This is a genomic window from Pseudomonas sp. NFACC16-2, assembly GCF_900119205.1.
In the GTDB taxonomy this organism is placed as follows: domain Bacteria; phylum Pseudomonadota; class Gammaproteobacteria; order Pseudomonadales; family Pseudomonadaceae; genus Aquipseudomonas; species Aquipseudomonas fluorescens_Q.
In genome coordinates this window covers 19,428-43,446 of record NZ_FPIX01000027.1, presented here as the reverse complement: position 1 = coordinate 43,446, position 24,019 = coordinate 19,428, and the positions used below count along the sequence as shown (strand labels likewise).

Here is a 24,019-nt window from a genome sequence, read left to right as displayed (position 1 = left end):
AAAACCCTGTGGATAACTTCCCCCGGGTTTTTCATTTTGTTTGTTTCATTTTCGCTGGCCTTACTGTTTCTCATCTGCGGGTGTATCGTATTCGCCTTTTGCGGGCCTCCCGGTTCGCCGCAGATTCAATAGGTGGTTGCGTTCATGTCCTTTTCCCGTCGCCAAATACTCGGTGGCCTGGCCGGTCTTGTTGTCGTTGGCGTAGGCGCGGGGGGCGCATCGCGGTATTGGCTGGGCAAGCGCGCCGATGCCGAGGCCGGTCACGACTATGAACTGATCGCCGCACCGCTGGACGTGGAACTGGTGGCCGGGCACAAGACCCAGGCCTGGGCGTTTGGCCCCTCGGCGCCGGGCACCGAACTGCGGGTGCGCCAGGGCGAGTGGCTGCGGGTGCGCTTCATCAATCATCTGCCGGTCGCCACCACCATTCACTGGCACGGTATCCGTTTACCGCTGGAGATGGACGGCGTGCCGTATGTCTCGCAACTGCCGGTGCTGCCGGGCGAGTATTTCGACTACAAATTCCGTGTGCCGGACGCCGGCAGTTACTGGTACCACCCTCACGTCAACAGCAGCGAAGAGCTCGGGCGTGGGCTGGTGGGACCATTGATCGTCGAAGAGCGTGAGCCGACTGGCTTCAAGTATGAACAGACCCTGAGCCTCAAGAGCTGGCATGTGGATGAGCAAGGCCAGTTCGTGGAGTTCAGCATTCCCCGTGAGGCGGCGCGTGGCGGCACGGCCGGGCGGCTGGCGACCATCAACGGTGTGCCGCAGGCGGTGATCGACCTGCCGGCCGGGCAGATCACCCGGGTGCGCTTGCTCAACCTGGACAACACCCTGACCTACCGCATCAACATCCCAGGCGTTGAAGCGCAGATCTATGCGCTGGACGGCAACCCCATCGAACCGCGCCCGTTGGGCAAGGAATACTGGCTTGGCCCGGGCATGCGCATTTGCCTGGCGATCAAGGCGCCGCCAGCCGGCGAAGAGTTGTCGTTGCGCAATGGCCCGGTTCGCTTGGGGACGCTGCGCTCGGTGGCCAACACGGATGCGCCGGGCCAATGGCCGCCGGCCCTGCCGGCCAACCCGGTGTCCGAGCCGGACCTGGCCAATGCCGAGAAACTCAACTTCAATTTCGAATGGGTCGGTTCGGTGTCGGTCAACGTCGACAACGGCAAGCCGCCGAGCCTGTGGCAAATCAACGGCAAGGCCTGGGACATCACCGACAAGACCTGCGCCGACCGGCCGATCGCCACGCTGAAGAAAGGCCAGAGCTACATTTTCGAATTGAAGAACATGACCCAGTACCAGCACCCGATCCATTTGCACGGCATGAGCTTCAAGGTGATCGCGTCGAACCGGCACAAGGTCGTGCCGTATTTCACCGACACTTACCTGCTGGGCAAGAACGAGCGGGCGCAGGTGGCGCTGGTGGCGGATAATCCAGGCGTGTGGATGTTCCACTGCCATGTGATCGACCACATGGAAACCGGCCTGATGGCCGCCATCGAGGTGGCGTGATGCGTCAGATTCGTCCCGCCAAAATCATCGACCGTAGCCGCGACCAGGACTTCATGCGCGAAGCCTTGGCCCTTGCCGCAGAAGGCGCAGCCCTGGGCGAAGTGCCCGTGGGCGCGGTGCTGGTGCAGGACGGCGAGATCATCGGACGCGGTTTCAACTGCCCGATCAGTGGCCACGACCCCAGTGCCCACGCGGAAATGGTCGCCATCCGCGCTGCCGCCCAGGCGGTGAGCAACTATCGCCTGCCCGGCAGTACGCTGTATGTGACGCTGGAGCCCTGCAGCATGTGCGCTGGCCTCATCGTCCATTCGCGTATCGCCCGGGTCGTCTATGGCGCCCTGGAGCCCAAGGCTGGCATCGTGCAGAGCCAGGGGCAGTTCTTCAGCCAGGGTTTCCTGAACCATCGGGTGATGTATGAAGGGGGCGTGCTGGCCGAGGAGTGCAGTGCGGTGTTGAGCGAGTTCTTCAGGGCGCGAAGAGCCAAGTCGCAAGATTGAACACATAACCCCGTGGCGAGGGAGCTTGCTCCCGCTGGGGCGCGCAGCGGCCCTGGAGCCCGGCGACGCGGTGGATCATGGTGATTGAGTGAGCTTGAGAGGGGCTGCTGCGCAGCCCAGCGGGAGCAAGCTCCCTCGCCACAGTGACTCTGATCATCTCCAGTGAACAGCATGGCCTCCAATAAGGCGGGGCTATTTACTTACGCGCCACAATCACCGCCCGCATCGGCGCCGGCAATCCTTCGATGGTTTTGCTGTGGTCGGCGGGATCGAGGAAGTCGTTCAGTGATTGATACTTCATCCACTCGGTGCTGCGCTGTTCCTCTACGGTGGTCAGGCTCACGTCCACACAACGCACATCGCTGAACCCGGCGCGGCGCAGCCAGCGCTCCAGGGCCGGGACCGACGGCAGAAACCACACGTTGCGCATCTGTGCGTAGCGATCCTCGGGCACCAGCACCTGATGTTCGTCGCCCTCGATCACCAGGGTTTCGAGCACCAGTTCGCCGCCCTTGACCAGACAGTCCTTGAGCGCCAGCAGATGTTCGATCGGCGAGCGTCGGTGGTAGAACACACCCATGGAAAACACCGTGTCGAAGCCTTCCAGCTCCGGCGGCAAGGCTTCGAATGGAAACGGCAGGTGCCAGGCGTTGGGCTGCGACAGGTAGCGCTGTACCGCCTGGAACTGGCAGAAGAACAGCCAGTTGGGGTCGACGCCGATCACCGTGTCAGCCCCGGCACCGAGCATCCGCCACATGTAGTAGCCGTTGCCGCAGCCCACATCGAGGATGCGCTTGCCTTTCAGGTCCAGGTGCGGGGCCACCCGTGACCACTTCCAGTCCGAGCGCCATTCGGTGTCTACGTGCACGCCAAACAGGTCAAAAGGTCCTTTGCGCCATGGCGACAAGCCCATCAACGCGGTACGCATCTGCGCGCGGGTTTCGTCGGAACAATCGGTGTCGAGCGTCAGGCCATTCAGCAGATCGACGGTGGTGGGTTGCAAGGCCGGCAGCGCATCGAGGGCGCTTTGCCAACGCTCCAGGTCGCCGTGGCCCTTTTCCATCTTGCTGTCGAGTTGCGTCTGCAGCGTCGCGGCCCAATCGGCCAGGGGCGTGCCGGCCAGATGGCGGGCGAGGGGGGACAGATCGATCATGGCAGGGCAATCAACGAGGCGAAGTTAAGACACTGGAACCACGGCACGACTTTCGAAAACCCGGCCGCGAGCAGGCGTTCGCGGTGTTCTTCGAGGCTGTCGGGCTTCATGACGTTTTCGATGGCGCTGCGTTTCTGGGCAATTTCCAGCTCGCTGTAGCCGTTGGCGCGCTTGAACGCCACGTGCAGGTCGGTGAGCAGGGCGTGTTCCTCTGCATCGTTGAAGCGCAGCTTTTCCGAGAGAATCAGGGCGCCACCGGGCAGCAACGACTGGCGGATGCGGCTTAACAGTGCGGTGCGCTGGTCCGGCGCGATGAATTGCAGGGTGAAGTTCAGTGCCACCACCGAGGTCGGCTGGAACGTCAGGGCGAGGATGTCGCCTTCGATCACTTCCACCGGCAGCAGCTCCTGGAACATCGAGTCCTGGCCGTTGAGGTATTCGCGGCAGCGCTCGACCATGGCCGCCGAGTTATCCACCGCGATTACCCGGCAACCGTCGGTGCGCACGTGGCGGCGCAGGGCCTGGGTCACGGCGCCCAGGGACGAGCCCAGGTCGTAGAGCACGCTGCCTGGCTGGGCGAATTGCGCGGCGAGCACGCCGAGGTTTTCGACGATGGTCGGGTAACCCGGCACCGAACGCTTGATCATGTCCGGAAACACCCGCACCACGTCCTCGTTGAAGGCGAAGTCCGGCACTTGGGCCAGGGGTTGGGCGAATAGGCGGTCGGGCTCTTTGCTCACGGCGGTTCCAGCGGAATGGGTGGTGAAAAGGCCGGCATTTTAACCAAAAAACCTGTGGTAGCGAGCTTGCTCGCGATGGCGATGGTTCAGCCGGCCATAATGTTGACTGACAGACCGCTATTGCGAGCTCGCTCCCACATTATTTGGCTCAGTGTGGCTTTCGGGCGAACGCCGACGCTGTAATGCCCCATTGGCCCAGCCAATAGCTGACGATGATCAGGTATGGCGCAGCCTGGAAGGGCGAGACGAACCGGTCGATGCCGATCAGGCTGTCGGAGAACACAAACGCCAGCGCCCCGGCGGCGGCCAGCCAGGCCGAACGCTTGGGCACGTTCGTGCCCAGTCGTGCCAACGCCCGCCAGAGCATGGTGCTGATGACCAGGCCGTAGACAATCACCGGCACCAGCAACGACCCTAGGCCGTTCGACACCAGGACTCCCAACAACATCGCGCCGATACCCAAGGCAAGGGCCAATGGCAGCAGCGCCGGGCGGCGGCAGTCGCTGAGGTAGGCTTTCAGGTAGGCCAGGTGCGCCAGCAGAAACGCGCCGAGGCCGAACACGAACAGGTCCCCCGGCCAGGCCAGCAACACGTCGCCCACCAGCGAGAAAATCAGCCCGAGGCTGACCCAGCGCCGATAGTCACTGGGCGGCGCATCGTGCAGCCAGCCGAGCAGGGCCAGGACCGGCATGGGCTTGACCAGCAGGCACAAGAGTGTGGCGTGCACGGTCAGGCCGTACAGGTAGGTGACGGTGCCCATCAGTGCCAGGATCAGCCAGCCCACGGTCAATTCACCGAAATGGCGCAGTCAAAGGTTTCCACGGGCGGCACTTCCGGGGCCCAGGGCTGTTGATAGGTCAGGCGCAAGCGCCCGGTGCCGGCGCTGAACGCCTGGAAGCGCCAGGTCGAAACACCTGCGGCGCCAACGATGCCGGCGTCTTCCGGGTTGCGATAAACCTCCGGCCCCAAGCCCTTCAATACACCACCGGCCGAGTCCTGGACCGCCCAGCGATAACCGGTGGTGGGGTTGCTGGGCAAGCTCAGGATCAGGTTTTGCCCACTGTTGAGTCGCACCGGGCACTGGCTCAGTCTTTCCACGGTCACGTTGTGTTTCGGTTGCGTGGCACAGGCGCTCAACAGAGCGAGGCTGACGGGGACAAGCAGGCGAGTGAGGGACATAAGGGCAACGGCTCCGGCATTCACGACGAACGGCGAGCATAACCGAAGATGCTACTGGGTGTGTCAGGTGGGGCTGTGTTGTCTGTCAGGGCCCCATCGCGAGCAAGCTCCCACAGGGACTTGTGGCGTTCACAAGATTCCTTTGTGGGAGCGAGCTTGCTCGCGATGAGGCCGGTACAGCCGCTACATAACGATCAGAACAACACCTTGGCCACATCCGCAAACCGCTTGGCAAAGTGCACCGTGACGCCTTCCTTGAGGTAGTCCGGCAGTTCTTCGAAGTTGCCCCGGTTGGCTTCCGGCAGGATCAGTTCGTTGATTTTCTGCCGCCGCGCCGCGATGACCTTCTCGCGCACCCCGCCAATCGGCAGGACATGCCCGGTGAGGGTCAGTTCGCCGGTCATGGCCACGCCTTTTTTCGGTGGCTGGTTGCGGGCCAGGGACAGCAGCGCGCTGGCCATGGTCACGCCAGCGCTCGGGCCGTCCTTGGGCGTGGCGCCTTCCGGTACGTGCAGGTGAACGAAGGCCTCGTCAAAGAACTTCGGATCGCCGCCAAATTGCTTCAGGTGCGAACTGACGTAGCTGTGGGCGATTTCCGCCGATTCCTTCATCACGTCCCCCAGTTGCCCGGTCAGCTTGAAGCCGCGATTGAGGGTGTGGATGCGCGTCGCTTCGATCGGCAAGGTCGCGCCGCCCATGCTGGTCCAGGCCAGGCCGGTGATTACGCCGATGCCGGACAACACCTGCTCGTTGCGGAATACCGGTTTGCCGAGGGAGGCCTCGAGGTCCTTCGGCCCGAGCTTGATCACGGCCTTGGGGTCGTCGATCAGCTTCATCACCGCCTTGCGCACCAGTTTGCCCAGCTGTTTCTCCAGCTGTCGCACCCCGGCTTCACGGGCATAGCCGTCGATCAGGGCCTTGAGGGCGCTGTCGTTGATACTCAGGCTGCCCTTGGACACGCCAGCCTTGGCCAGTTGCTTGGGCCACAAGTGACGCTTGGCGATGGCGACTTTTTCTTCGGTGATGTAACCCGACAGGCGGATCACTTCCATTCGGTCCAGCAGCGGGCCGGGGATCGAGTCCAGGGTGTTGGCGGTGCAGACGAAGAGTACTTTCGACAGGTCCAGGCGCAGGTCCAGGTAGTGGTCGAGGAATTCGACGTTCTGCTCCGGGTCGAGGGTCTCCAGCAGGGCCGAGGCCGGGTCGCCCTGGTAGCTCTGGCCCATCTTGTCGATTTCGTCGAGCATGATCACCGGGTTCATCACTTCGACATCTTTCAGCGCCTGCACCAGCTTGCCCGGCTGGGCGCCGATGTAGGTGCGCCGATGGCCCTTGATCTCCGCCTCGTCGCGCATGCCGCCGACGCTGAAACGGTAGAACGGCCGCCCCAGGGATTCGGCGATGGATTTGCCGACGCTGGTCTTGCCCACGCCCGGCGGGCCGACCAGCAGCACGATGGAACCGCTGATCTCGCCTTTGTAGGCGCCGACGGCGAGGAACTCCAGGATGCGGTCCTTGATGTCGTCCAGGCCCGCGTGGTGCTGGTCGAGCACCTTGCGTGCGTGCTTGAGGTCAAGCTTGTCCTGGCCATACACGCCCCACGGCACCGAGGTCGCCCAATCCAGGTAATTGCGGGTGACGGCATATTCCGGCGAGCCGGTTTCCAGGATCGAGAGTTTGTTCATTTCCTCTTCGATGCGCTTCTGCGCCTGGGTCGGCAGCACCTTGCCTTCGAGCCGCTGCTCGAACTGCTCGATATCGGCGCTGCGGTCGTCCTTGGTCAGCCCCAGCTCCTGCTGGATGACCTTGAGCTGCTCCTTGAGGAAGAACTCGCGCTGATGTTCGCCGATCTTGTTGTTGACCTCGGCGGAAATCTCTTTCTGCAGCCGCGCCACCTCGACTTCCTTGCGCAGCATCGGCAGGACTTTTTCCATGCGCTTGAGCATGGGCACGCAGTCGAGTACTTCCTGCAGCTCATTGCCGGTGGCGGAGGTGAGTGCGGCGGCAAAGTCGGTCAGCGGCGAAGGGTCGTTGGGGCTGAAGCGGTTGAGGTAGTTCTTCAGCTCTTCGCTGTACAGCGGGTTGAGCGGCAGCAGTTCCTTGATCGCGTTGATCAGCGCCATGCCGTAGGCCTTGACCTCATCGGTTGGCTCGCTCGGCTGGTGCGGGTATTCGACTTCCACCAGGTACGGTGGGCGATGGTGCTTGAGCCAGGTGCGGATACGCACGCGGGTCAGGCCCTGGGCGACGAATTGCAGTTTGCCGCCTTCCCGGCTGGCGTGGTGCACCTTCACCAGCGTGCCGTATAGCGGCAGTTTCGAGGTGTCGAAATGGCGCGGGTCTTCCTGGGGCGAGTCCATGAAGAACAGTGCCAGGGAGTGATGGTCGGACTTGGCCACCAGCTCCAGGGTTTCGGCCCACGGTTCTTCGTTGACGATGACCGGCAGCACCTGGGCCGGGAAGAACGGACGATTGTGGATCGGGATGATGTAGACCTTGTCCGGCAAATTCTGGCCAGGCAGCGCCAGGCCGGTGCCGGAGGAAGTGTGTTCGATGTGTTCGGAATCGGCGTAATCGTGAGTGGCTTCGGTAGAGTGCTGGTCGCTCATGGGGCACCTGCGCAATGGGGTATGGGTCTTAGATGGGGCAGGTGTGGGGTGGTTTCAATGGCGGGTGATTGTTAGCGGTTATTTCATTGGCGGATGTTCAGGCTTGCGACAGGTTCCCGTGGCGAGGCCTGGAGTCCTCGCCACAGGCCCGGCCTAGGCGACCCGGTTCAAGTCGTTATGACGCGACTCCTTCAAGCACAGCACGGCGATCACACTGAGCAGTGCGGCCGCTGAAACGTAGCCCCCGACATAACTCAAACCACCCATCGCCACCAGTTTCTGGGCGAAGAACGGCGCGGCCGAGGCGCCGACGATGCCGCCCAGGTTGTAGGCCGCCGAGGCGCCGGTGTAGCGCACGTGGGTCGGGAACAGTTCCGGCAGCAAGGCGCCCATGGGGGCGAAGGTCACGCCCATCAGGAACAGCTCGATGCACAGGAACAGCGCCACGCCGCCGGTCGAGCCGTGGGTCAGCAAGGGTTCCATGAGGAAACCCGAGGCAATCGCCAATACGCCGCCGACGATCAGCACCGGCTTGCGCCCGTAGCGGTCGCTGGCCCAGGCCGACAGGGGCGTAGCGGCGGCCATGAACAGCACGGCAAAGCACAGCAGACCCAGGAAGGTCTCGCGGCTGTAGCCGAGGGTGGATACGCCGTAGCTCAGGGAAAACACCGTCGAGATATAGAACAGCGCGTAACACACCACCATCGCCGCCGCGCCCAGCAACGTTGGCGCCCAGTACTGGCTGAACAGCTCGACCAACGGTACCTTTACCCGCTCCTGGCGGGCCATGGCATTGGCGAATACCGGGGTTTCGTGGAGCTTGAGCCGTACATAGAGGCCGACGATCACCAGCACGGCACTGAGCAGGAACGGAATCCGCCAACCCCAGGCGCGGAATTGCTCATCATCCAGGCCCATGGCCAGGGTCAGGAACAGCCCGTTAGCCGCCAGGAAACCGATGGAAGGCCCCAGTTGGGGAAACATGCCGAACCAGGCGCGCTTGCCTTGGGGCGCGTTCTCGGTGGCAAGCAGCGCCGCGCCGCCCCATTCACCGCCCAACCCCAGGCCTTGGCCGAAACGCAGCACGCACAGCAGGATCGGCGCCCAGGCGCCAATGCTGGCGTAGCCGGGCAGCACACCGATGAGGGTGGTGCACACACCCATCAGCAGCAGGGACGCCACCAGCGTGGACTTGCGCCCGATCCGGTCACCGAAGTGGCCGAACAGCGCAGAGCCCAACGGGCGGGCAAGGAAGGCGATGCCGAACGTCAGGAAGGACGACAGCATCTGTGCCGTGCCTGAGGTTTGCGGGAAGAACACCGGCCCGATCACCAGGGCCGCCGCCGTGGCATAGACGTAGAAGTCGTAGAACTCGATGGCAGTGCCGATGAAACTCGCGGTCGCCACGCGAGTGGCCGAGTTGGTCGGCTGGGCAGGCACAGCCTCGTTGCAGGTAGCGGTCGTCATGCGGTTATCCCTGACAGTCATGTGCTCCATTGGAGCGAATTATTATGGTCGAACACCCAGGGATGTGGGTGGGTACCCTTTCGCTGTTTCGGGTAGGAACAGTCGCAGGGCTGATGCGGATTTTGCCGATGGTCTGGCCGGAACCGGTCGGGTGCGGGGTAGGCACTGGGTTCGGGCGGGGCTGGGTAAGCGGGTTGAGTATAGGAAGGGGGCTAACGAATCAACAATACCTGTTGACGCCGAAACGAGCTTTTGTGGCGAGGGGATTTATCCCCGTTGGACTGCGAAGCAGTCCCAAAAAGACGTTGCGCCGAATCTGAGGCAGCTGACTAACAGTTTGGGGCCGCTGCGCAACCCAGCGGGGATAAATCCCCTCGCCACAACAGTGTTTCACCTTGAGCTTGCCCGGAATCAGGAAACTGCAGGCACCGAACTGTTATGCCACGCCAGCACCTGGCTGACACGGTTGTCCACGGTCTCGATGATTTCCAGTCGATAACGGCCGATCTTAAGGCACACCGGGCTTTCGGGGATGGTTTCCAGGGCTTCGGTCACCAGCCCGTTGAGGGTCTTGGGGCCGTCGCAAGGCAGATGCCAGCCCAGGGTCCTGTTCAATTCGCGGATCGACGCCGCGCCATCGATCATCAGGCGACCATCGGGCTGGGGGTGGACGTGGGGGTTGTCGAGGCTGTGCTCGCTTTCGAATTCGCCGACGATTTCTTCCAGGATGTCTTCCAGTGTGACGATGCCCAGCACTTCGCCGTACTCGTCCACCACCATGCCCAGGCGCCGTTGCTGCTTGTGGAAATTCAGCAGTTGCAGCTGCAATGGCGTGCTTTCAGGGACGAAGTAAGGCTCGTGGGAGGCGGCCAGCAGCGCTTCTTGGGTCAGGCTCGCATCCGCCAGCAAATGACGGATCTGGCGCGTGTTGAGCACCGCTTCGACCTGGTTGATGTCGCTGTGGAACACCGGCAGGCGGGTGCGACGGTTCAGGCGCAGCTGTTCGATGATCTCGCCGATGGGGTCGTCGAGGTTGATCCCATCGACCTCGCTGCGGGGCACGAGGATATCGTTGACGGTGATGTTGTCCAGGGCATGGATGCCGGAAATCGGGTGCAGTCGGCTGCTGCCGTGCTCAGGTTCGTGTTCGCTGCGCGGTGGCGCGGGCATCTCGTCGTCGCTCTGCTGCACCATGCTGGCTTTGCGCGCAAAGGGGCGCAGCAACAATTGGCTGGCACTATTCAACAGCCAGGCAAACGGATAGAGGATCTTCAACGGTATGCCAAGCAAGGCGTTGCCCAGCGCCAGCACCGCTTCGGGCTGGCGGGTGGCCAAGGCGCGCGGCAGGTAGTCGGCAAGCACCAGCAGGGCGGCGCTGGTGCCGAGCCAGGCGACCCAGGGGCCGTTTTCCAGCCAGGTAAAAATCGCCAGCAAGGTGCCGATGACCACGGCCAGGGTGCGACAGAGGGTATTGCACAGGATCAGGCTGGCCAGTGGGAATGTCAGTGTCGCCAGTGGTTTGTCACTGGCGCGCGAGGCCGTGCGCTGGGCCAACAGATGCTGCTGGGCGGCTTCGATGGCGGTGAACAGGGCCGACCAGAGGATCAGCACCACCAGCACGGCGAACAACGGCGCTACGGGCAACGTATCCATCAGGGCCGTCCGTCAGATATGCAGGATGTATTCACGGACCAGCTTGCTGCCGAAGTACGCCAGCATCAGCAGGCAGAAACCGGCCAGGGTCCAGCGAATCGCTTTGTGCCCACGCCAGCCGAGGCGGTTGCGGCCCCACAGCAGCACGCTGAAGACCACCCACGCCAGGCAAGCCAGCAAGGTCTTGTGCACCAGGTGCTGGGCGAACAGGTTCTCGACGAACAACCAGCCGGAGATCAATGACAGCGACAGCAGGCTCCAGCCGGCCCAGAGGAAGCCGAACAGCAGGCTTTCCATGGTTTGCAATGGCGGGAAGTTGCGGATCAGCCCGGACGGGTGTTTGTTTTTGAGCTGGTGGTCCTGCACCAGCAGCAGCAAGGCCTGGAACACTGCGATGGTGAACAGGCCATAGGCGAGGATCGACAGCAGGATGTGGGCAAGGATGCCCGGCTCTTCGTCGATGATCTGCACCGTTCCGGATGGCGCGAACTGCGCCAGCAGCACCGTCGCCAGCCCCAGCGGGAACAGCAGCACCAGCAGGTTCTCCACCGGGATCCGCGAGCAGGCGATCAGCGTCAAGGCGATCACAGCCACGGCGATCAGGCTGGCGGCGTTGAAAAAATCCAGGCCCAGGCCGATCGGCGTCATCAAGTGGGTATAAAGGCTGGCCGCGTGGCCGAGCACCGCCAGCACGCCGAGCGTGACCAGCAGGCGTTTGTTCGCCTTGGCGCCGGTGGCCAGGCGAGTGCCTTGATAGAGGGTCGCAGCGGCATAAAGGCAGGCGGCGGCGAGCGTGGCAAGCAAGCTGGGTGACAAGGGGAGCATAAATCCTGTTAGGCAAGCCCGAAAGGCGCTGAGTTTGGCATAGAACCGCCTCCGCACGAAAGACCACAGCAACTGACAGCAAGGTGTACGTTGCCCGCTTCTTCGCTATAATCCGCGACCTGCCCACGCCGCAGGCTCGCCGAGCACATTTTTCACGGTCTGGGCCGCCATTATCCCGGTCTCATCTGGGCCTGAAAGGATCGCGCATGTTTGAAAACCTAACCGACCGTCTCTCGCAGACGCTGCGCCATGTCACCGGCAAGGCGAAACTGACCGAGGACAACATCAAAGACACCCTGCGCGAAGTGCGCATGGCGTTGCTCGAAGCCGACGTCGCCCTGCCGGTGGTCAAGGACTTCGTCAATTCGGTCAAGGAACGCGCCGTCGGCACCGAAGTGTCGCGCAGCCTGACACCGGGCCAGGCGTTCGTGAAGATCGTCCAGGCCGAACTCGAAAGCCTGATGGGCGCCGCCAACGAAGACCTGAACCTGAGCGCCGTACCGCCAGCGGTGGTGCTGATGGCAGGTCTGCAGGGCGCGGGCAAGACCACGACAGCCGGCAAGCTGGCGCGCTTCCTTAAAGAGCGCAAGAAGAAGTCGGTGATGGTGGTGTCGGCGGACATCTACCGTCCGGCGGCGATCAAGCAACTGGAAACCCTGGCCAACGACATCGGCGTGACGTTCTTTCCGTCCGACCTGAGCCAGAAGCCGGTGGACATCGCCCAGGCGGCTATTAAAGAAGCCAAGCTGAAATTCATCGACGTGGTCATCGTCGATACCGCCGGTCGCCTGCACATCGATGAAGAGATGATGGGCGAGATCAAGGCGCTGCATGCTGCGATCAAGCCGGTGGAAACCCTGTTCGTGGTCGATGCCATGACCGGCCAGGACGCGGCCAACACCGCCAAGGCATTCGGCGATGCGTTGCCGTTGACTGGCGTGATCCTGACCAAGGTCGACGGTGACGCCCGTGGCGGTGCCGCGCTGTCGGTACGCGCCATCACCGGCAAGCCGATCAAGTTCATCGGTATGGGCGAGAAGAGCGAAGCGCTCGAGCCGTTCCACCCCGAGCGTATCGCTTCGCGCATCCTCGGCATGGGCGACGTGCTCAGCCTGATCGAACAGGCCGAACAGACCCTCGACAAGGACAAGGCCGACAAACTGGCCAAGAAGCTGAAGAAGGGCAAGGGCTTCGACCTCGAAGACTTCCGCGACCAGCTGCAACAAATGAAGAACATGGGCGGCCTTGGCGGGCTCATGGACAAACTGCCGAACATCGGCGGCGTGAACCTGGCGCAGATGGGCAACGCCCAGGGCGCGGCTGAAAAGCAGTTCAAGCAGATGGAAGCCATCATCAACTCCATGACCCCGGCCGAGCGCCGCGACCCTGAGCTGATCAGCGGTTCGCGCAAGCGCCGTATCGCCATGGGTTCCGGCACCCAGGTGCAGGATATCGGTCGCTTGATCAAGCAGCACAAGCAGATGCAGAAGATGATGAAGAAATTCTCCGCCAAGGGCGGAATGGCCAAGATGATGCGCGGCATGGGCGGTATGTTGCCCGGCGGCGGCATGCCGAAAATGTAAAGAATCTGCGCCGGCTGTCATGTCGGCGTTGCCCCGCACGGATGCGGGGATCTCCAGCAAACCCGTGCTACGCGGGAGCTGACTTGCCGTTTTTCATGACGGCTCTATGGCAAATCTTGATCGCATGGCGCCAGGCGCCGGAAAAAGACATTTGCAAAAGTCCGGATATTCCTTAGAATATGCGGCCTTTCGGGCACCTATGCCCGCTGTGCATTTAGATTTGCAGCACCGACTACAGGAACGATGTTCACATGCTAACAATCCGTCTTGCCCTTGGCGGCTCCAAAAAGCGCCCGTTTTACCACCTGACCGTAACCGACAGCCGCAACCCGCGTGACGGTTCCCACAAGGAGCAGGTTGGTTTCTTCAACCCTGTTGCCCGTGGTCAGGAAGTTCGTCTGTCTGTGAACCAAGAGCGCGTAGCCTACTGGCTGAGCGTTGGTGCACAGCCTTCTGAGCGCGTTGCTCAGTTGTTGAAGGAATCGGCTAAGGCTGCGGCCTGAGCAATATGAACGCGACGCCAAAAGATGCTGATGATTTGATCGTTGTCGGCAAAATCTACTCTGTACATGGCGTTCGCGGCGAAGTGAAGGTGTATTCCTTTACTGATCCGATCAAGAACCTGTTGGACTACAAAACCTGGACGCTCAAGCGCGAAGGTAGCGTGAAACAGGTGGAGCTGGTCAGCGGACGCGGGAACGACAAGTTCCTGGTCGCAAAGCTCAAGGGTCTCGATGATCGTGAAGAAGCGCGTCTTCTGGCCGGTTATGAGATCTGCGTGCCGCGCAACCTGTTCCCTGAACTGACCGACGGCGAGTACTACTGGTACCAGCTGGTGGGTCTGAAGGTCATCGACCACCTCGGGCAATTGCTCGGGAAAATCGATCACCTGCTCGAGACCGGTTCGAACGATGTCATGGTGGTCAAGCCTTGCGTCGGCAGCCTGGATGATCGCGAACGCCTGTTGCCCTATACCGAGCAATGCGTGTTGGCCGTCGACCTTGCCGCAGGCGAGATGAAGGTGGAATGGGATGCGGATTTCTAAACGTGGCTAACTTGCGCGTTGAAGTCATCACATTGTTTCCCGAGATGTTTTCCGCCATCAGCGAGTACGGCATAACCAGCCGCGCGGTGAAACAGGAGCTGTTACAGCTCACTTGTTGGAATCCGCGGGACTACACCACGGATCGACATCACACTGTGGACGATCGCCCGTTTGGCGGTGGTCCGGGCATGGTGATGAAGATCAAGCCCCTGGAAGATGCGCTGGTTCAGGCCAGGACGGCAGCCGGGGAGGGTGCGAAGGTGATCTACCTGTCGCCCCAAGGCCGCCAGCTGACTCAGTCGGCGGTACGCGAGCTGGCGAATTCGGATGCATTGATCCTTATTGCCGGCCGTTATGAAGGCATTGACGAGCGTTTCATTGAAGCTCATGTCGATGAAGAGTGGTCGATTGGCGACTATGTACTGTCTGGCGGCGAGCTGCCGGCGATGGTCCTGATCGATGCGGTTACACGACTGCTGCCTGGAGCTTTAGGGCATGCAGATTCCGCTGAGGAAGATTCCTTTACGGATGGTCTGCTGGATTGCCCGCACTACACCCGACCGGAGGTGTATGCGGATCAGCGTGTTCCCGACGTGTTGCTAAGTGGCAACCACGCGCACATCCGGCGTTGGCGTTTACAGCAGTCCCTTGGTCGGACCTATGAACGACGCGCCGATCTTCTGGAAAGCCGCTCGCTTTCTGGAGAAGAGAAGAAGCTGCTCGAGGAATACATCCGCGAGCGGGACGATAGTTAACAACGTATCGATGGTAAGTCCGACGACTTGCCTTAGGAGCACAGCATGACTAACAAAATCATCCTTGCACTCGAAGCAGAGCAGATGACCAAAGAAATCCCTACCTTTGCCCCAGGCGACACCATTGTCGTTCAGGTGAAAGTGAAGGAAGGCGACCGTTCCCGTCTGCAAGCGTTCGAAGGCGTCGTTATCGCCAAGCGTAACCGTGGCGTGAACAGTGCATTCACCGTTCGTAAAATCTCCAACGGTGTTGGCGTAGAGCGTACTTTCCAGACCTACAGCCCGCAAATCGACAGCATGGCTGTCAAGCGTCGCGGTGACGTACGTAAAGCCAAGCTGTACTACCTGCGTGACCTGTCGGGTAAAGCAGCTCGCATCAAGGAAAAACTGGCTTAAGTCCAGCTTCCGATGCAAAAAAAGCAGCCTGCGGGCTGCTTTTTTGTTGCCTGCGATTTGCGCTTTGAGCACCCTGCATAGCTTCATTTGCCATTTTGATGCTGTGTGTGCCTGCATCCTTCAAGAGTTCTTATGCCCGCCATCGATCATCCGCTGATAGACCAGTTTCTCGACGCCCTGTGGCTGGAAAAGGGGTTGTCCGATAACACCCGTGATGCTTATCGCAGTGACCTGGCGCTATTCAACGGTTGGTTGCAGGAAAACCACCTGGAACTGATCAATGCCGGCCGGGAATTAATCCTCGATCACTTGGCGTGGCGCCTGGAGCAGAACTACAAACCGCGCTCGACGGCACGGTTTCTCTCTGGCTTGCGTGGTTTTTATCGCTATTTGCTGCGGGAAAAATTGATTGCGGTGGACCCGACCTTGCGCGTGGAAATGCCGCAATTGGGGCGTCCATTGCCCAAGTCCCTCTCGGAAGCCGATGTGGAAGCGCTGCTGGCGGCCCCCGATCTCAGCGAAGCCATTGGTCAGCGCGACCGGGCCATGCTGGAAGTCTTGTACGCCTGCGGCCTGCGGGTCACCGAGTTGATCAGCTTGACGCTGGAGCAGGTCAACCTGCGCCAGGGCGTGCTGCGGGTGATGGGCAAAGGCAGCAAGGAACGCCTGGTGCCGATGGGTGAGGAAGCGATCGTCTGGGTCGAGCGCTACATGCGCGATGCCCGCCACGAACTGCTGGGCGGGCGCCCCAGCGACGTGCTGTTCCCCAGCCTGCGCGGCGAGCAGATGACCCGCCAGACGTTCTGGCACCGCATCAAGCACCAGGCCAAGGTGGCCGGAATCAACAAATCCCTCTCGCCCCACACCTTGCGTCACGCCTTCGCCACGCACCTGCTCAATCACGGCGCCGACCTGCGGGTGGTGCAGATGCTGCTCGGCCACAGCGACCTGTCCACCACCCAGATCTACACCCACGTCGCCCGGGCGCGGTTGCAGGACTTGCATGCCAAGCATCACCCGCGTGGATAGGCGTTGCATCGCTTTTTGTGGCGAGGGAGCTTGCTCCCGCTCGACTGCGCAGCAGTCGCTCATGGAACACCCCCGTTTTTTTCTGGAGATTCGTGGTGTCAGGCTCCAGGGCCGCTACGCGCCGCAGCGGGAGCACGCTCCCTCGCCACCCAGTTCCTGGGCCTCGTGCATTGCATGTTGTCTTGCGACAGGTGCATTCGGTCACGCGGGCCTTATGTGGTAGGCTTTCCCGGTTTGCACAGTGGGCGGTTGGAACCCGAATCTGCGGGTCGGCGTTTCCCGTCTCATTTGTTCGCCTCAGGAGTCCCCATGCGTTTGATCCAGATGTTCACCGCCGCCGCCATTGCGCTGGCCAGTACCTTTGCCATCGCCGACGACGCGGCTGACAAGGCTATCCGCAAGAGCCTGGAAAACCTTCAGCTCGAAGTGCCGATCGAAACCATCTCGGCCAGTCCCATGGCTGGCCTGTATGAGGTCAAGCTCAAGGGCAGCCGCGTGCTTTACGCCAGCGCCGACGGTCAGTACATCGTCCAGGGCAACCTGTTCGAGCTCAAGGACGGCAAGCCGGTCAATCTCACCGAGATGACCGAGCGCCAGGGCATTTCCAAGTTGATCAACGGCATTCCAGTTGCTGAAACCGTGGTCTATCCGGCCATTGGCGAAACCAAGTCCCACATCACCGTGTTCACCGACACCACTTGCCCGTATTGCCACAAACTGCACGCCGAAGTGCCGGAACTGAACAAGCGTGGCATCGAAGTGCGCTATGTTGCATTCCCGCGCCAGGGCCTGGGCTCGCCGGGCGATGAGCAGTTGCAGGCGGTCTGGTGCTCCAAGGACAAGAAAGCGGCCATGGACAAGATGGTCGATGGCAAGGAAATCAAGGCCGCCAAGTGCGAGAACCCGGTTTCCAAGCAGTTCGCCCTTGGCCAGTCCATTGGTGTGAACGGCACGCCGGCCATCGTTTTGGCCGACGGCCAGGTGATTCCGGGCTACCAGCCGGCGCCACAAGTCGCCAAACTGGCCCTGGGCGCGAAATGATCATGGGCGATCCGCTTCTGAAGATCACGGCTCGGCGAAAACCTTCGTCGGGCCGTTAAACACAAAGTCGCGTTGCTGCGCGGCTGTATTTCACGGCCGACCTTGTGTCGGCCGTTTCATGGGGAGTCAAGAGTGAATCCGGTCAAAGTAGGCATCTGTGGGTTAGGTACCGTCGGTGGCGGCACCTTCAACGTACTTCAGCGCAACGCCGAGGAAATTGCTCGTCGTGCCGGGCGTGGGATCGAAGTGGCACAAATTGCCATGCGCACGCCAAAGCCTCAGTTCCAGACGACCGGTATTGCGATTACCAACGATGTCTTCGAAGTGGCCACGAACCCTGAGATCGACATCGTCATAGAGCTGGTCGGCGGCTACACCGTTGCCCGTGAGCTGGTACTCAAGGCCATCGAGAATGGCAAGCATGTGGTCACCGCGAACAAGGCGCTTATCGCTGTTCACGGTAATGAGATTTTCGCCAAGGCCCGCGAGAAGGGCGTGATCGTGGCTTTCGAAGCCGCCGTGGCCGGTGGTATCCCGGTGATCAAGGCGATCCGCGAAGGCCTGTCGGCCAACCGCATCAACTGGGTCGCGGGGATCATCAACGGCACCGGCAACTTCATCCTCACCGAGATGCGCGAGAAGGGTCGTACCTTCGAAGACGTGCTCGCCGAAGCCCAGGCCCTGGGCTACGCAGAGGCTGATCCGACGTTCGACGTGGAAGGCATCGACGCAGCGCACAAGCTGACGATCCTGGCCTCCATTGCGTTCGGCATCCCGTTGCAGTTCGACAAGGCCTACACCGAAGGCATCACCAAGCTGACCACCGCTGACGTGAATTACGCCGAAGCCTTGGGCTATCGCATCAAGCACCTGGGCGTGGCGCGCAGCACCGCCAATGGCATCGAGCTGCGTGTGCACCCCACCTTGATCCCGGCCGATCGCCTGATCGCCAACGTCAACGGTGTGATGAACGCGGTGATGGTCAACGGCGACGCCTCCGGCTCGACGCTGTTCTACGGTGCCGGTGCGGGCATGGAACCGACGGCCTCTTCGGTGATCGCCGACCTGGTGGACGTGGTTCGCGCCATGACCTCGGACCCGGAAAACCGTGTGCCGCACCTGGCCTTCCAGCCAGACTCGTTGTCGGCTCACCCGATTCTTCCGATCGAGGCATGCGAAAGCTCCTACTACCTGCGTATCCAGGCCAAGGACCATCCGGGTGTGCTGGCCCAAGTGGCGAGCATTCTCTCGGAACGCGGTATCAACATCGAGTCGATCATGCAGAAGGAAGTCGAGGAACACGACGGCCTGGTGCCGATGATCCTGCTGACCCACCGTGTGGTCGAGCAGCGCATCAACGACGCGATTGCGGCGTTGGAGGCCCTGCAGGGCGTCGTGGGTCCGGTGGTCCGTATCCGCGTCGAGCATTTGAATTGAAGCAGCTGCAAGTTCCAAGCTAAAAGCTGCAAGTTAAATCAATACAGCTGCAAGCCATGAGCTGCAAGCTACAAGCAAAAGCCCGGCTGCTTTTAACTTGTAGCTTGTAGCTTGAAGCTCGAAGCTCAAACCAAAGGTTTGCCCCCATGCGCTATATCAGCACCCGCGGCCAGGCACCGGCCCTGAATTTCGAAGATGTCCTCCTGGCCGGCCTGGCCACGGACGGCGGTCTCTATGTGCCGGAAAACCTGCCGCGCTTCACCCAGGAAGAAATCGCTTCCTGGGCCGGCCTGCCGTATCACGAGCTGGCGTTCCGGGTCATGCGCCCGTTCGTCACCGGCAGCATCCCGGACGCCGATTTCAAGAAAATCCTGGAAGAGACCTATGGCGTCTTTTCCCACAACGCCATCGCACCGCTGCGTCAGCTCAACAGTAACGAATGGGTCATGGAGCTGTTCCACGGCCCCACCCTGGCGTTCAAGGACTTCGCCCTGCAATTGCTCGGTCGCCTGCTGGACTACGTGCTGCAAAAGCGTGGCGAGCGTGTGGTGATCGTCGGTGCCACTTCTGGCGACACCGGTTCGGCGGCCATCGAAGGCTGCAAGCATTGCGAAAACGTCGACATTTTCATCCTGCATCCGCACAACCGGGTCTCGGAAGTGCAGCGTCGACAGATGACGACGATTTTCGGCGACAACATCCACAACATCGCCATCGAGGGCAACTTCGATGACTGCCAGGAAATGGTCAAGGCCAGCTTCGCCGACCAGAGCTTCCTCAAGGGTACGCGGCTGGTGGCGGTGAATTCGATCAACTGGGCGCGGATCATGGCTCAGATCGTCTATTACTTCCACGCGGCCCTGCAATTGGGCGGTCCGGCCCGTTCCGTATCGTTCTCGGTGCCGACCGGCAACTTCGGCGATATCTTCGCCGGTTACCTGGCGCGCAACATGGGGCTGCCGATCAACCAATTGATCGTCGCCACCAACCGCAACGACATCCTGCACCGCTTCATGAGCGGCAACCAGTACGTCAAGGAAACCCTGCACGCCACGCTGTCGCCTTCGATGGACATCATGGTGTCGTCGAACTTCGAGCGCCTGCTGTTCGACCTGCACGGTCGCAACGGTGCGGCGATTGTCGGGCTGATGGACAGCTTCCGCCAGGGTGGCGGTTTCAGCGTCGAGCCTGAGCGCTGGACCGAAGCTCGCAAGTTGTTCGACTCCCTGGCCGTGGATGATGAGCAGACCTGCGAAACCATCGCCGAGGTGTTCGCCCAGAGCGGCGAACTGCTCGACCCGCACACGGCCATCGGCGTCAGGGCGGCCCGTGAATGCCGTCGCAGCCTGGACATCCCCATGGTGATCCTGGGCACGGCACACCCGGTCAAGTTCCCGGAAGCGGTGGAGAAAGCCGGTGTAGGAAAAGCGCTCGAACTGCCTGCGCATCTTTCTGATTTGTTTGAGCGAGATGAGCGTTGCACCGTGTTGCCCAACGATTTGAAAGCCGTGCAGGCCTTTGTCAGCCAGCATGGCAACCGCGGCAAGCCGCTCTGATAGCCTAGACCTGTCACATTTTGAAGCCCGTCTCCTGACGGGCTTTCTTGTTTCTGCATGCCAAACTGACCAGGTTTTCGCCCTTGGAGGGACGGGCGAGTCATCTCGAAGGAAATGCAGATGTCGTTTTTTAGCAAATGCAAGCCAGCCCGGGGCTGGGTAATGGGCCTGGCCCTGATGCACTGGATGCAAGGGGGCAATGCGACGCAGTTGGCGGCTTTCGAAACGCCGCCGTTCAATCCTGGCGAGCGGCTGGTATTGGATGCGCAGGAATTGAAGTGGATCAAGGAGAACCCACGCGTCATCGTGGCCACGATGCAGTTTCCGTTGTACCTGTTCAAGAATGAACTGGGGCAGTGGAACGGTCTGAACCACGACATTCTCCAGCGCATCTCGCAAATGACTGGCCTTGAGTTCGTGCATCGGGAGTCGTTCTCCCCCGGCGAGTTGCTGACGATGCTGGAGAACAGCGAAGCCGACATGACGACCCTCTTGGCGATGAATGACGAACGCAAGGATTTCCTGAGCTTCAGCCATGCATTTGGTGGCTCGGGCTGGGTATTTGTTGGCCGTGACGGAGAATCGATCCTCCATTCGCTGGAACAACTGGAAGGGAAGGTCCTGGCGTTGCCGGCGCGGCATGCCCTGGAAGCGGAGATCAGGCGCGACTACCCGGCCATCAAATTGCGCACGACCAAGACCTATGGCGAGGCGCGAGCATTGGTCGAGAGTCGGGAGGCCTATGCCACCATCGAAAATGAAACCGGGGTGCATCTCTATCCGGCGGGGCAATTGCAGGTAGGAAGGGGGCTTGAGGGCAAGTGGGAACCTGACTACCTCGCGGTACGCCAGGACCTGGCCGTGCTGCTGAGCATCTTGAACAAAGCCCTGGAGGCCTTCCCGGCCAAGGACATGCGCGCGCTGCGTTCCAAATGGATGGCCGGCAGCACACCCGCGCCGGCGCCATCGATCTGGGAGCGGTTTTCCCGCTGGGGGTACTGGTGCGTGACCGTGGTCGTGGTGTTCGGCCTCCTGTCCCTGCTATGGAACCGCCGTCTGCAGATACAGATCGACCAGCGCCTCAAGGCTGAGGCGATCCTCAAGGACCAATTGATGCTCCAACGCGCCTTGATGGACGCCATTCCCGACCCGATTTTCATCCGGGACCTGGAAGGGCGCCTGGTCATGTGCAACAAAAGCTACGAGGACCAGTTAGCGACCCGCTTCGAAAAGCTGCGGGGCACGCGGCTGACGGATTCGGCGGCATTTCCACCGGCCACCGCCGAGTTGCTCCATGGGGAGGTGATGGAGCAATTGCGCACCGGCCAGTCTCGGTTCGTCGACCGGCAATTGATGTTCAGCAGCGGCTTGCGGGAAATCTATCATTGGTCGGTGCCCTTCTATGGGGCTGATGGGCAGTTGCGCGGCATTCTGGGGGGCTGGACCGATGCCGGGCGTCGGCGGCGCCGTTGCGACAAGTTGATGGCCTGACGCCGACCGTCACCACGCCAAGGCTTCGAGAGAAGGCGGTTGTTTGCCTGTCATATTGGGCGCGCATGCTCGGTTGAACAGGTTGGAGGCGTGCCGGTCCGGTGCGCTGACGAACTTTGTGCTGCGGCCCACGGTCACTTATTGTGAACATGCAGTTGTTTTCGGACTATTGAAGGGTGAGCGAATGGAAAGTATCAGCCTATTGCTGAGTGAGGCTTTGAGCCCGTATCTGGTCACGCTGACTCCCTCCGGCGCCAAGGGCGAATGCCTGGTGACGCTGAAGAATGCCTCGGGGGCCATCATGGTCGAGCGAGTGTTCAATCAGGCCCAATTGACCGACAAGCGTCAGTTGACGGATGTGGTCGATGGCCTGCATCGCGATGTATTGATTGCCGAGGGCCGCCTGGAGCCCTGTGTGATTGCGGCGCTGCGCAATCTGGCGCGCGACAAGGTCATGATCGGGGCGAATTGACTGGAGGGGCGTGGGAACCTTCCTACGTCCTGATGAGTCAGACTCTTTACCAACAAGAGCAAGCATTGTGCTCCGGTGCTTGTCGCTTGTTGTACGGACCATGAATGGTCACGTTTAACCCCGAGTCGTCTCCCCACTTCTCGGGGTTTCTTTTTGCCTGGCTTTTACGTTTTCAGCGCGTTCTGTCAGGCGCTCCCACAGGTCCGATCTTCTGTGACGGCCTGCTGCGATGTGTCAAATGGCACCCTCGGTGCGCAGCTTGGCGATCTGCTGTGCATCGTAGCCAAGCTCGCCGAGCACTTGTGCGTTGTGTTCACCCAGCGCCGGCCCGACCCATTCGGAGGTGCCCGGGGTGTCGGAGAGTTTCGGTACGATCCCCGGCATCTTGAACGCCTTGCCGTCCGGCAACTTGGCCTGCAGGAACATTTCACGGGCCAGAAACTGTGGGTCGTTGAACATATCCTCGGCGCTGAAGATCCGACTGGCCGGCACTCCGGCCTGGTTCAACTGGTCGATAACGCTATCGAGCGGCAGCGCGTTGACCCAGCGATCGATGACGCCGTACAACTCGTCGCGGCGGCTGTCACGGCCATCGTTGCTGGCCAGTTGCGGGTCATTGGCCAGGTCGTCGCGGCCAATGATCTGCATGAAGCGCTTGAAGATTGCGTCGCCGTTGGCGCCAATCTGCACGTGCTTTCCGTCAGAACTGGTGTGGATGGACGAGGGGGTGATGCCGGGCATGATGTTGCCGGTGCGCTCACGGATGAAGCCGAACACATCGAACTCCGGCACCATGCTTTCCATCATGGCGAAAATCGCTTCGTACAGGGCCACGTCCACCACTTGCCCGGTTCCGCCATTGATCTCGCGGTGACGCAGGGCCATCAATGCGCCGATCACGCCCCAGAGGGCGGCGATGGAGTCGCCGATGGAAATCCCGGTACGCACTGGCGGGCGGTCCTCGAAGCCGGTGATGTAGCGCAGGCCGCCCATGGATTCGCCCACCGCGCCAAACCCGGGCTGATCTTTCATCGGTCCGGTCTGGCCGAAGCCCGAAAGCCGCACCATCACCAGTTTCGGGTTCAGTGCGTGCAGGACATCCCAGCCCAGGCCGAGCTTTTCCAGGACGCCGGGGCGAAAATTCTCGATCAGGATGTCGGCTTCGCCGAGCAGTTTTTTCAGGATCGCCAGGCCTTCAGGGTGCTTGAGGTTCAAGGTCAGGGACTTCTTGTTGCGTGCCTGGACAAACCACCACAGCGAGGTGCCTTCGTATAGCTTGCGCCACTTGCGCAGGGGGTCACCGCCGTCGGGCGATTCGACCTTGATGACTTCGGCACCGAATTCGCCGCAGATGCGCGAGGCGAAAGGCCCGGCGATCAAGGTGCCGAGTTCGATGACTTTGACGCCGGCAAGGGGTTTGGCAGTAAGCGACATGACAGATCCTGTAGGACAAAGGCAGAACGAATAGAGCGTTTTATCATAGGCCAGCGTCAGTCGCCGTAGGTTGATGGTCGGCAATTCGTGGATTGCCCGCGTCATCGGTTAGACTTGCCGCCTTTCCTCGTATCAA

The 24,019-nt window shown here is 61.2% G+C and carries 22 protein-coding genes; 13 read left to right on the top strand and 9 right to left on the bottom strand.

Annotated features, from left to right (window positions below; all coding sequences use genetic code 11):
* The first annotated feature begins 144 nt into the window (after window positions 1–144).
* Both BT116_RS20425 and tadA read left to right on the top strand, forming a co-directional pair.
* A complete protein-coding gene (locus tag BT116_RS20425) occupies window positions 145–1,521 on the top strand; it encodes a multicopper oxidase family protein (protein WP_072346703.1) in 1,377 nt (458 codons plus the stop codon).
* Window positions 1,521–2,018 carry a tRNA adenosine(34) deaminase TadA gene (gene tadA / locus BT116_RS20420; protein ID WP_072346701.1) on the top strand — a complete coding sequence of 166 codons (498 nt, stop codon included), beginning with the start codon at window positions 1,521–1,523 and terminating at the stop codon, window positions 2,016–2,018. Before BT116_RS20425 ends, tadA begins: the two co-directional genes overlap by 1 nt.
* 196 nt (window positions 2,019–2,214) lie before the next feature.
* On the opposite strand, the gene cmoB is transcribed toward tadA, so the two are convergent.
* From cmoB to BT116_RS20380, 8 genes are all read right to left on the bottom strand, one after another.
* The gene (gene cmoB, locus BT116_RS20415; RefSeq protein WP_072346698.1) at window positions 2,215–3,171 is read right to left on the bottom strand and encodes a tRNA 5-methoxyuridine(34)/uridine 5-oxyacetic acid(34) synthase CmoB; all 957 of its coding nucleotides are present in this window, start codon (window positions 3,169–3,171) and stop codon (window positions 2,215–2,217) included.
* Complete coding sequence (cmoA, locus tag BT116_RS20410) at window positions 3,168–3,911, bottom strand: carboxy-S-adenosyl-L-methionine synthase CmoA (protein WP_072346696.1); 744 nt, start codon at window positions 3,909–3,911, stop codon at window positions 3,168–3,170. The genes cmoB and cmoA overlap by 4 nt, the downstream gene beginning before the upstream one ends.
* Window positions 3,912–4,059: 148 nt before the next feature.
* Window positions 4,060–4,695 (bottom strand): lysoplasmalogenase, encoded by a 636-nt coding sequence (locus tag BT116_RS20405; protein WP_072346694.1) that lies wholly within the window; start codon window positions 4,693–4,695, stop codon window positions 4,060–4,062.
* Window positions 4,696–4,697: 2 nt separating this feature from the next.
* Complete coding sequence (locus BT116_RS20400; protein WP_072346692.1) at window positions 4,698–5,090, bottom strand: protease inhibitor I42 family protein; 393 nt, start codon at window positions 5,088–5,090, stop codon at window positions 4,698–4,700.
* A gap of 194 nt (window positions 5,091–5,284) precedes the next feature.
* Window positions 5,285–7,699 (bottom strand): endopeptidase La, encoded by a 2,415-nt coding sequence (gene lon, locus BT116_RS20395; RefSeq protein WP_063322830.1) that lies wholly within the window; start codon window positions 7,697–7,699, stop codon window positions 5,285–5,287.
* 153 nt (window positions 7,700–7,852) lie between these two features.
* On the bottom strand, window positions 7,853–9,166 hold the full coding sequence (locus BT116_RS20390; protein ID WP_072346690.1) for an MFS transporter: 1,314 nt from the start codon (window positions 9,164–9,166) through the stop codon (window positions 7,853–7,855).
* 411 nt (window positions 9,167–9,577) lie between these two features.
* Window positions 9,578–10,819 (bottom strand): transporter associated domain-containing protein, encoded by a 1,242-nt coding sequence (locus BT116_RS20385; protein ID WP_072346688.1) that lies wholly within the window; start codon window positions 10,817–10,819, stop codon window positions 9,578–9,580.
* 12 nt (window positions 10,820–10,831) lie between these two features.
* The gene (locus tag BT116_RS20380; protein ID WP_072346686.1) at window positions 10,832–11,644 is read right to left on the bottom strand and encodes a cytochrome C assembly family protein; all 813 of its coding nucleotides are present in this window, start codon (window positions 11,642–11,644) and stop codon (window positions 10,832–10,834) included.
* A 206-nt stretch (window positions 11,645–11,850) separates the two neighbouring features.
* On the opposite strand from BT116_RS20380, the gene ffh reads away from it, so the two are divergent.
* The 11 genes from ffh (at window position 11,851) to BT116_RS20325 (ending at window position 22,449) form a co-directional block, all read left to right on the top strand.
* Window positions 11,851–13,227: a signal recognition particle protein gene (gene ffh / locus BT116_RS20375; RefSeq protein ID WP_072346684.1), complete on the top strand. Its 1,377-nt coding sequence runs from the start codon at window positions 11,851–11,853 to the stop codon at window positions 13,225–13,227.
* A gap of 251 nt (window positions 13,228–13,478) precedes the next feature.
* On the top strand, window positions 13,479–13,730 hold the full coding sequence (gene rpsP / locus BT116_RS20370; RefSeq protein ID WP_003198088.1) for a 30S ribosomal protein S16: 252 nt from the start codon (window positions 13,479–13,481) through the stop codon (window positions 13,728–13,730).
* Between the two features lie 5 nt (window positions 13,731–13,735).
* A complete protein-coding gene (rimM, locus tag BT116_RS20365; protein WP_058544503.1) occupies window positions 13,736–14,272 on the top strand; it encodes a ribosome maturation factor RimM in 537 nt (178 codons plus the stop codon).
* Window positions 14,254–15,027: a tRNA (guanosine(37)-N1)-methyltransferase TrmD gene (gene trmD, locus BT116_RS20360; protein ID WP_170845966.1), complete on the top strand. Its 774-nt coding sequence runs from the start codon at window positions 14,254–14,256 to the stop codon at window positions 15,025–15,027. Before rimM ends, trmD begins: the two co-directional genes overlap by 19 nt.
* Window positions 15,028–15,072: 45 nt before the next feature.
* Complete coding sequence (gene rplS, locus BT116_RS20355) at window positions 15,073–15,423, top strand: 50S ribosomal protein L19 (protein ID WP_003175895.1); 351 nt, start codon at window positions 15,073–15,075, stop codon at window positions 15,421–15,423.
* A 132-nt stretch (window positions 15,424–15,555) separates the two neighbouring features.
* Window positions 15,556–16,452 carry a site-specific tyrosine recombinase XerD gene (xerD, locus tag BT116_RS20350; protein ID WP_003198093.1) on the top strand — a complete coding sequence of 299 codons (897 nt, stop codon included), beginning with the start codon at window positions 15,556–15,558 and terminating at the stop codon, window positions 16,450–16,452.
* A gap of 309 nt (window positions 16,453–16,761) precedes the next feature.
* On the top strand, window positions 16,762–17,493 hold the full coding sequence (locus BT116_RS20345) for a DsbC family protein (RefSeq protein WP_063322825.1): 732 nt from the start codon (window positions 16,762–16,764) through the stop codon (window positions 17,491–17,493).
* Window positions 17,494–17,625: 132 nt separating this feature from the next.
* A complete protein-coding gene (locus BT116_RS20340; RefSeq protein WP_003198098.1) occupies window positions 17,626–18,930 on the top strand; it encodes a homoserine dehydrogenase in 1,305 nt (434 codons plus the stop codon).
* Between the two features lie 146 nt (window positions 18,931–19,076).
* Entirely contained in the window at window positions 19,077–20,486 is a 1,410-nt protein-coding gene (gene thrC, locus BT116_RS20335) for a threonine synthase (protein WP_072346682.1), read from the top strand.
* A gap of 120 nt (window positions 20,487–20,606) precedes the next feature.
* Window positions 20,607–21,977 (top strand): transporter substrate-binding domain-containing protein, encoded by a 1,371-nt coding sequence (locus BT116_RS20330; RefSeq protein WP_072346680.1) that lies wholly within the window; start codon window positions 20,607–20,609, stop codon window positions 21,975–21,977.
* A gap of 184 nt (window positions 21,978–22,161) precedes the next feature.
* Entirely contained in the window at window positions 22,162–22,449 is a 288-nt protein-coding gene (locus BT116_RS20325; protein ID WP_072346678.1) for a DUF3509 domain-containing protein, read from the top strand.
* Window positions 22,450–22,683: 234 nt separating this feature from the next.
* Here the strand turns inward: BT116_RS20325 and BT116_RS20320 are convergent, their stop codons facing one another.
* On the bottom strand, window positions 22,684–23,883 hold the full coding sequence (locus BT116_RS20320) for a CaiB/BaiF CoA transferase family protein (protein ID WP_072346676.1): 1,200 nt from the start codon (window positions 23,881–23,883) through the stop codon (window positions 22,684–22,686).
* Window positions 23,884–24,019: the final 136 nt, after the last annotated feature.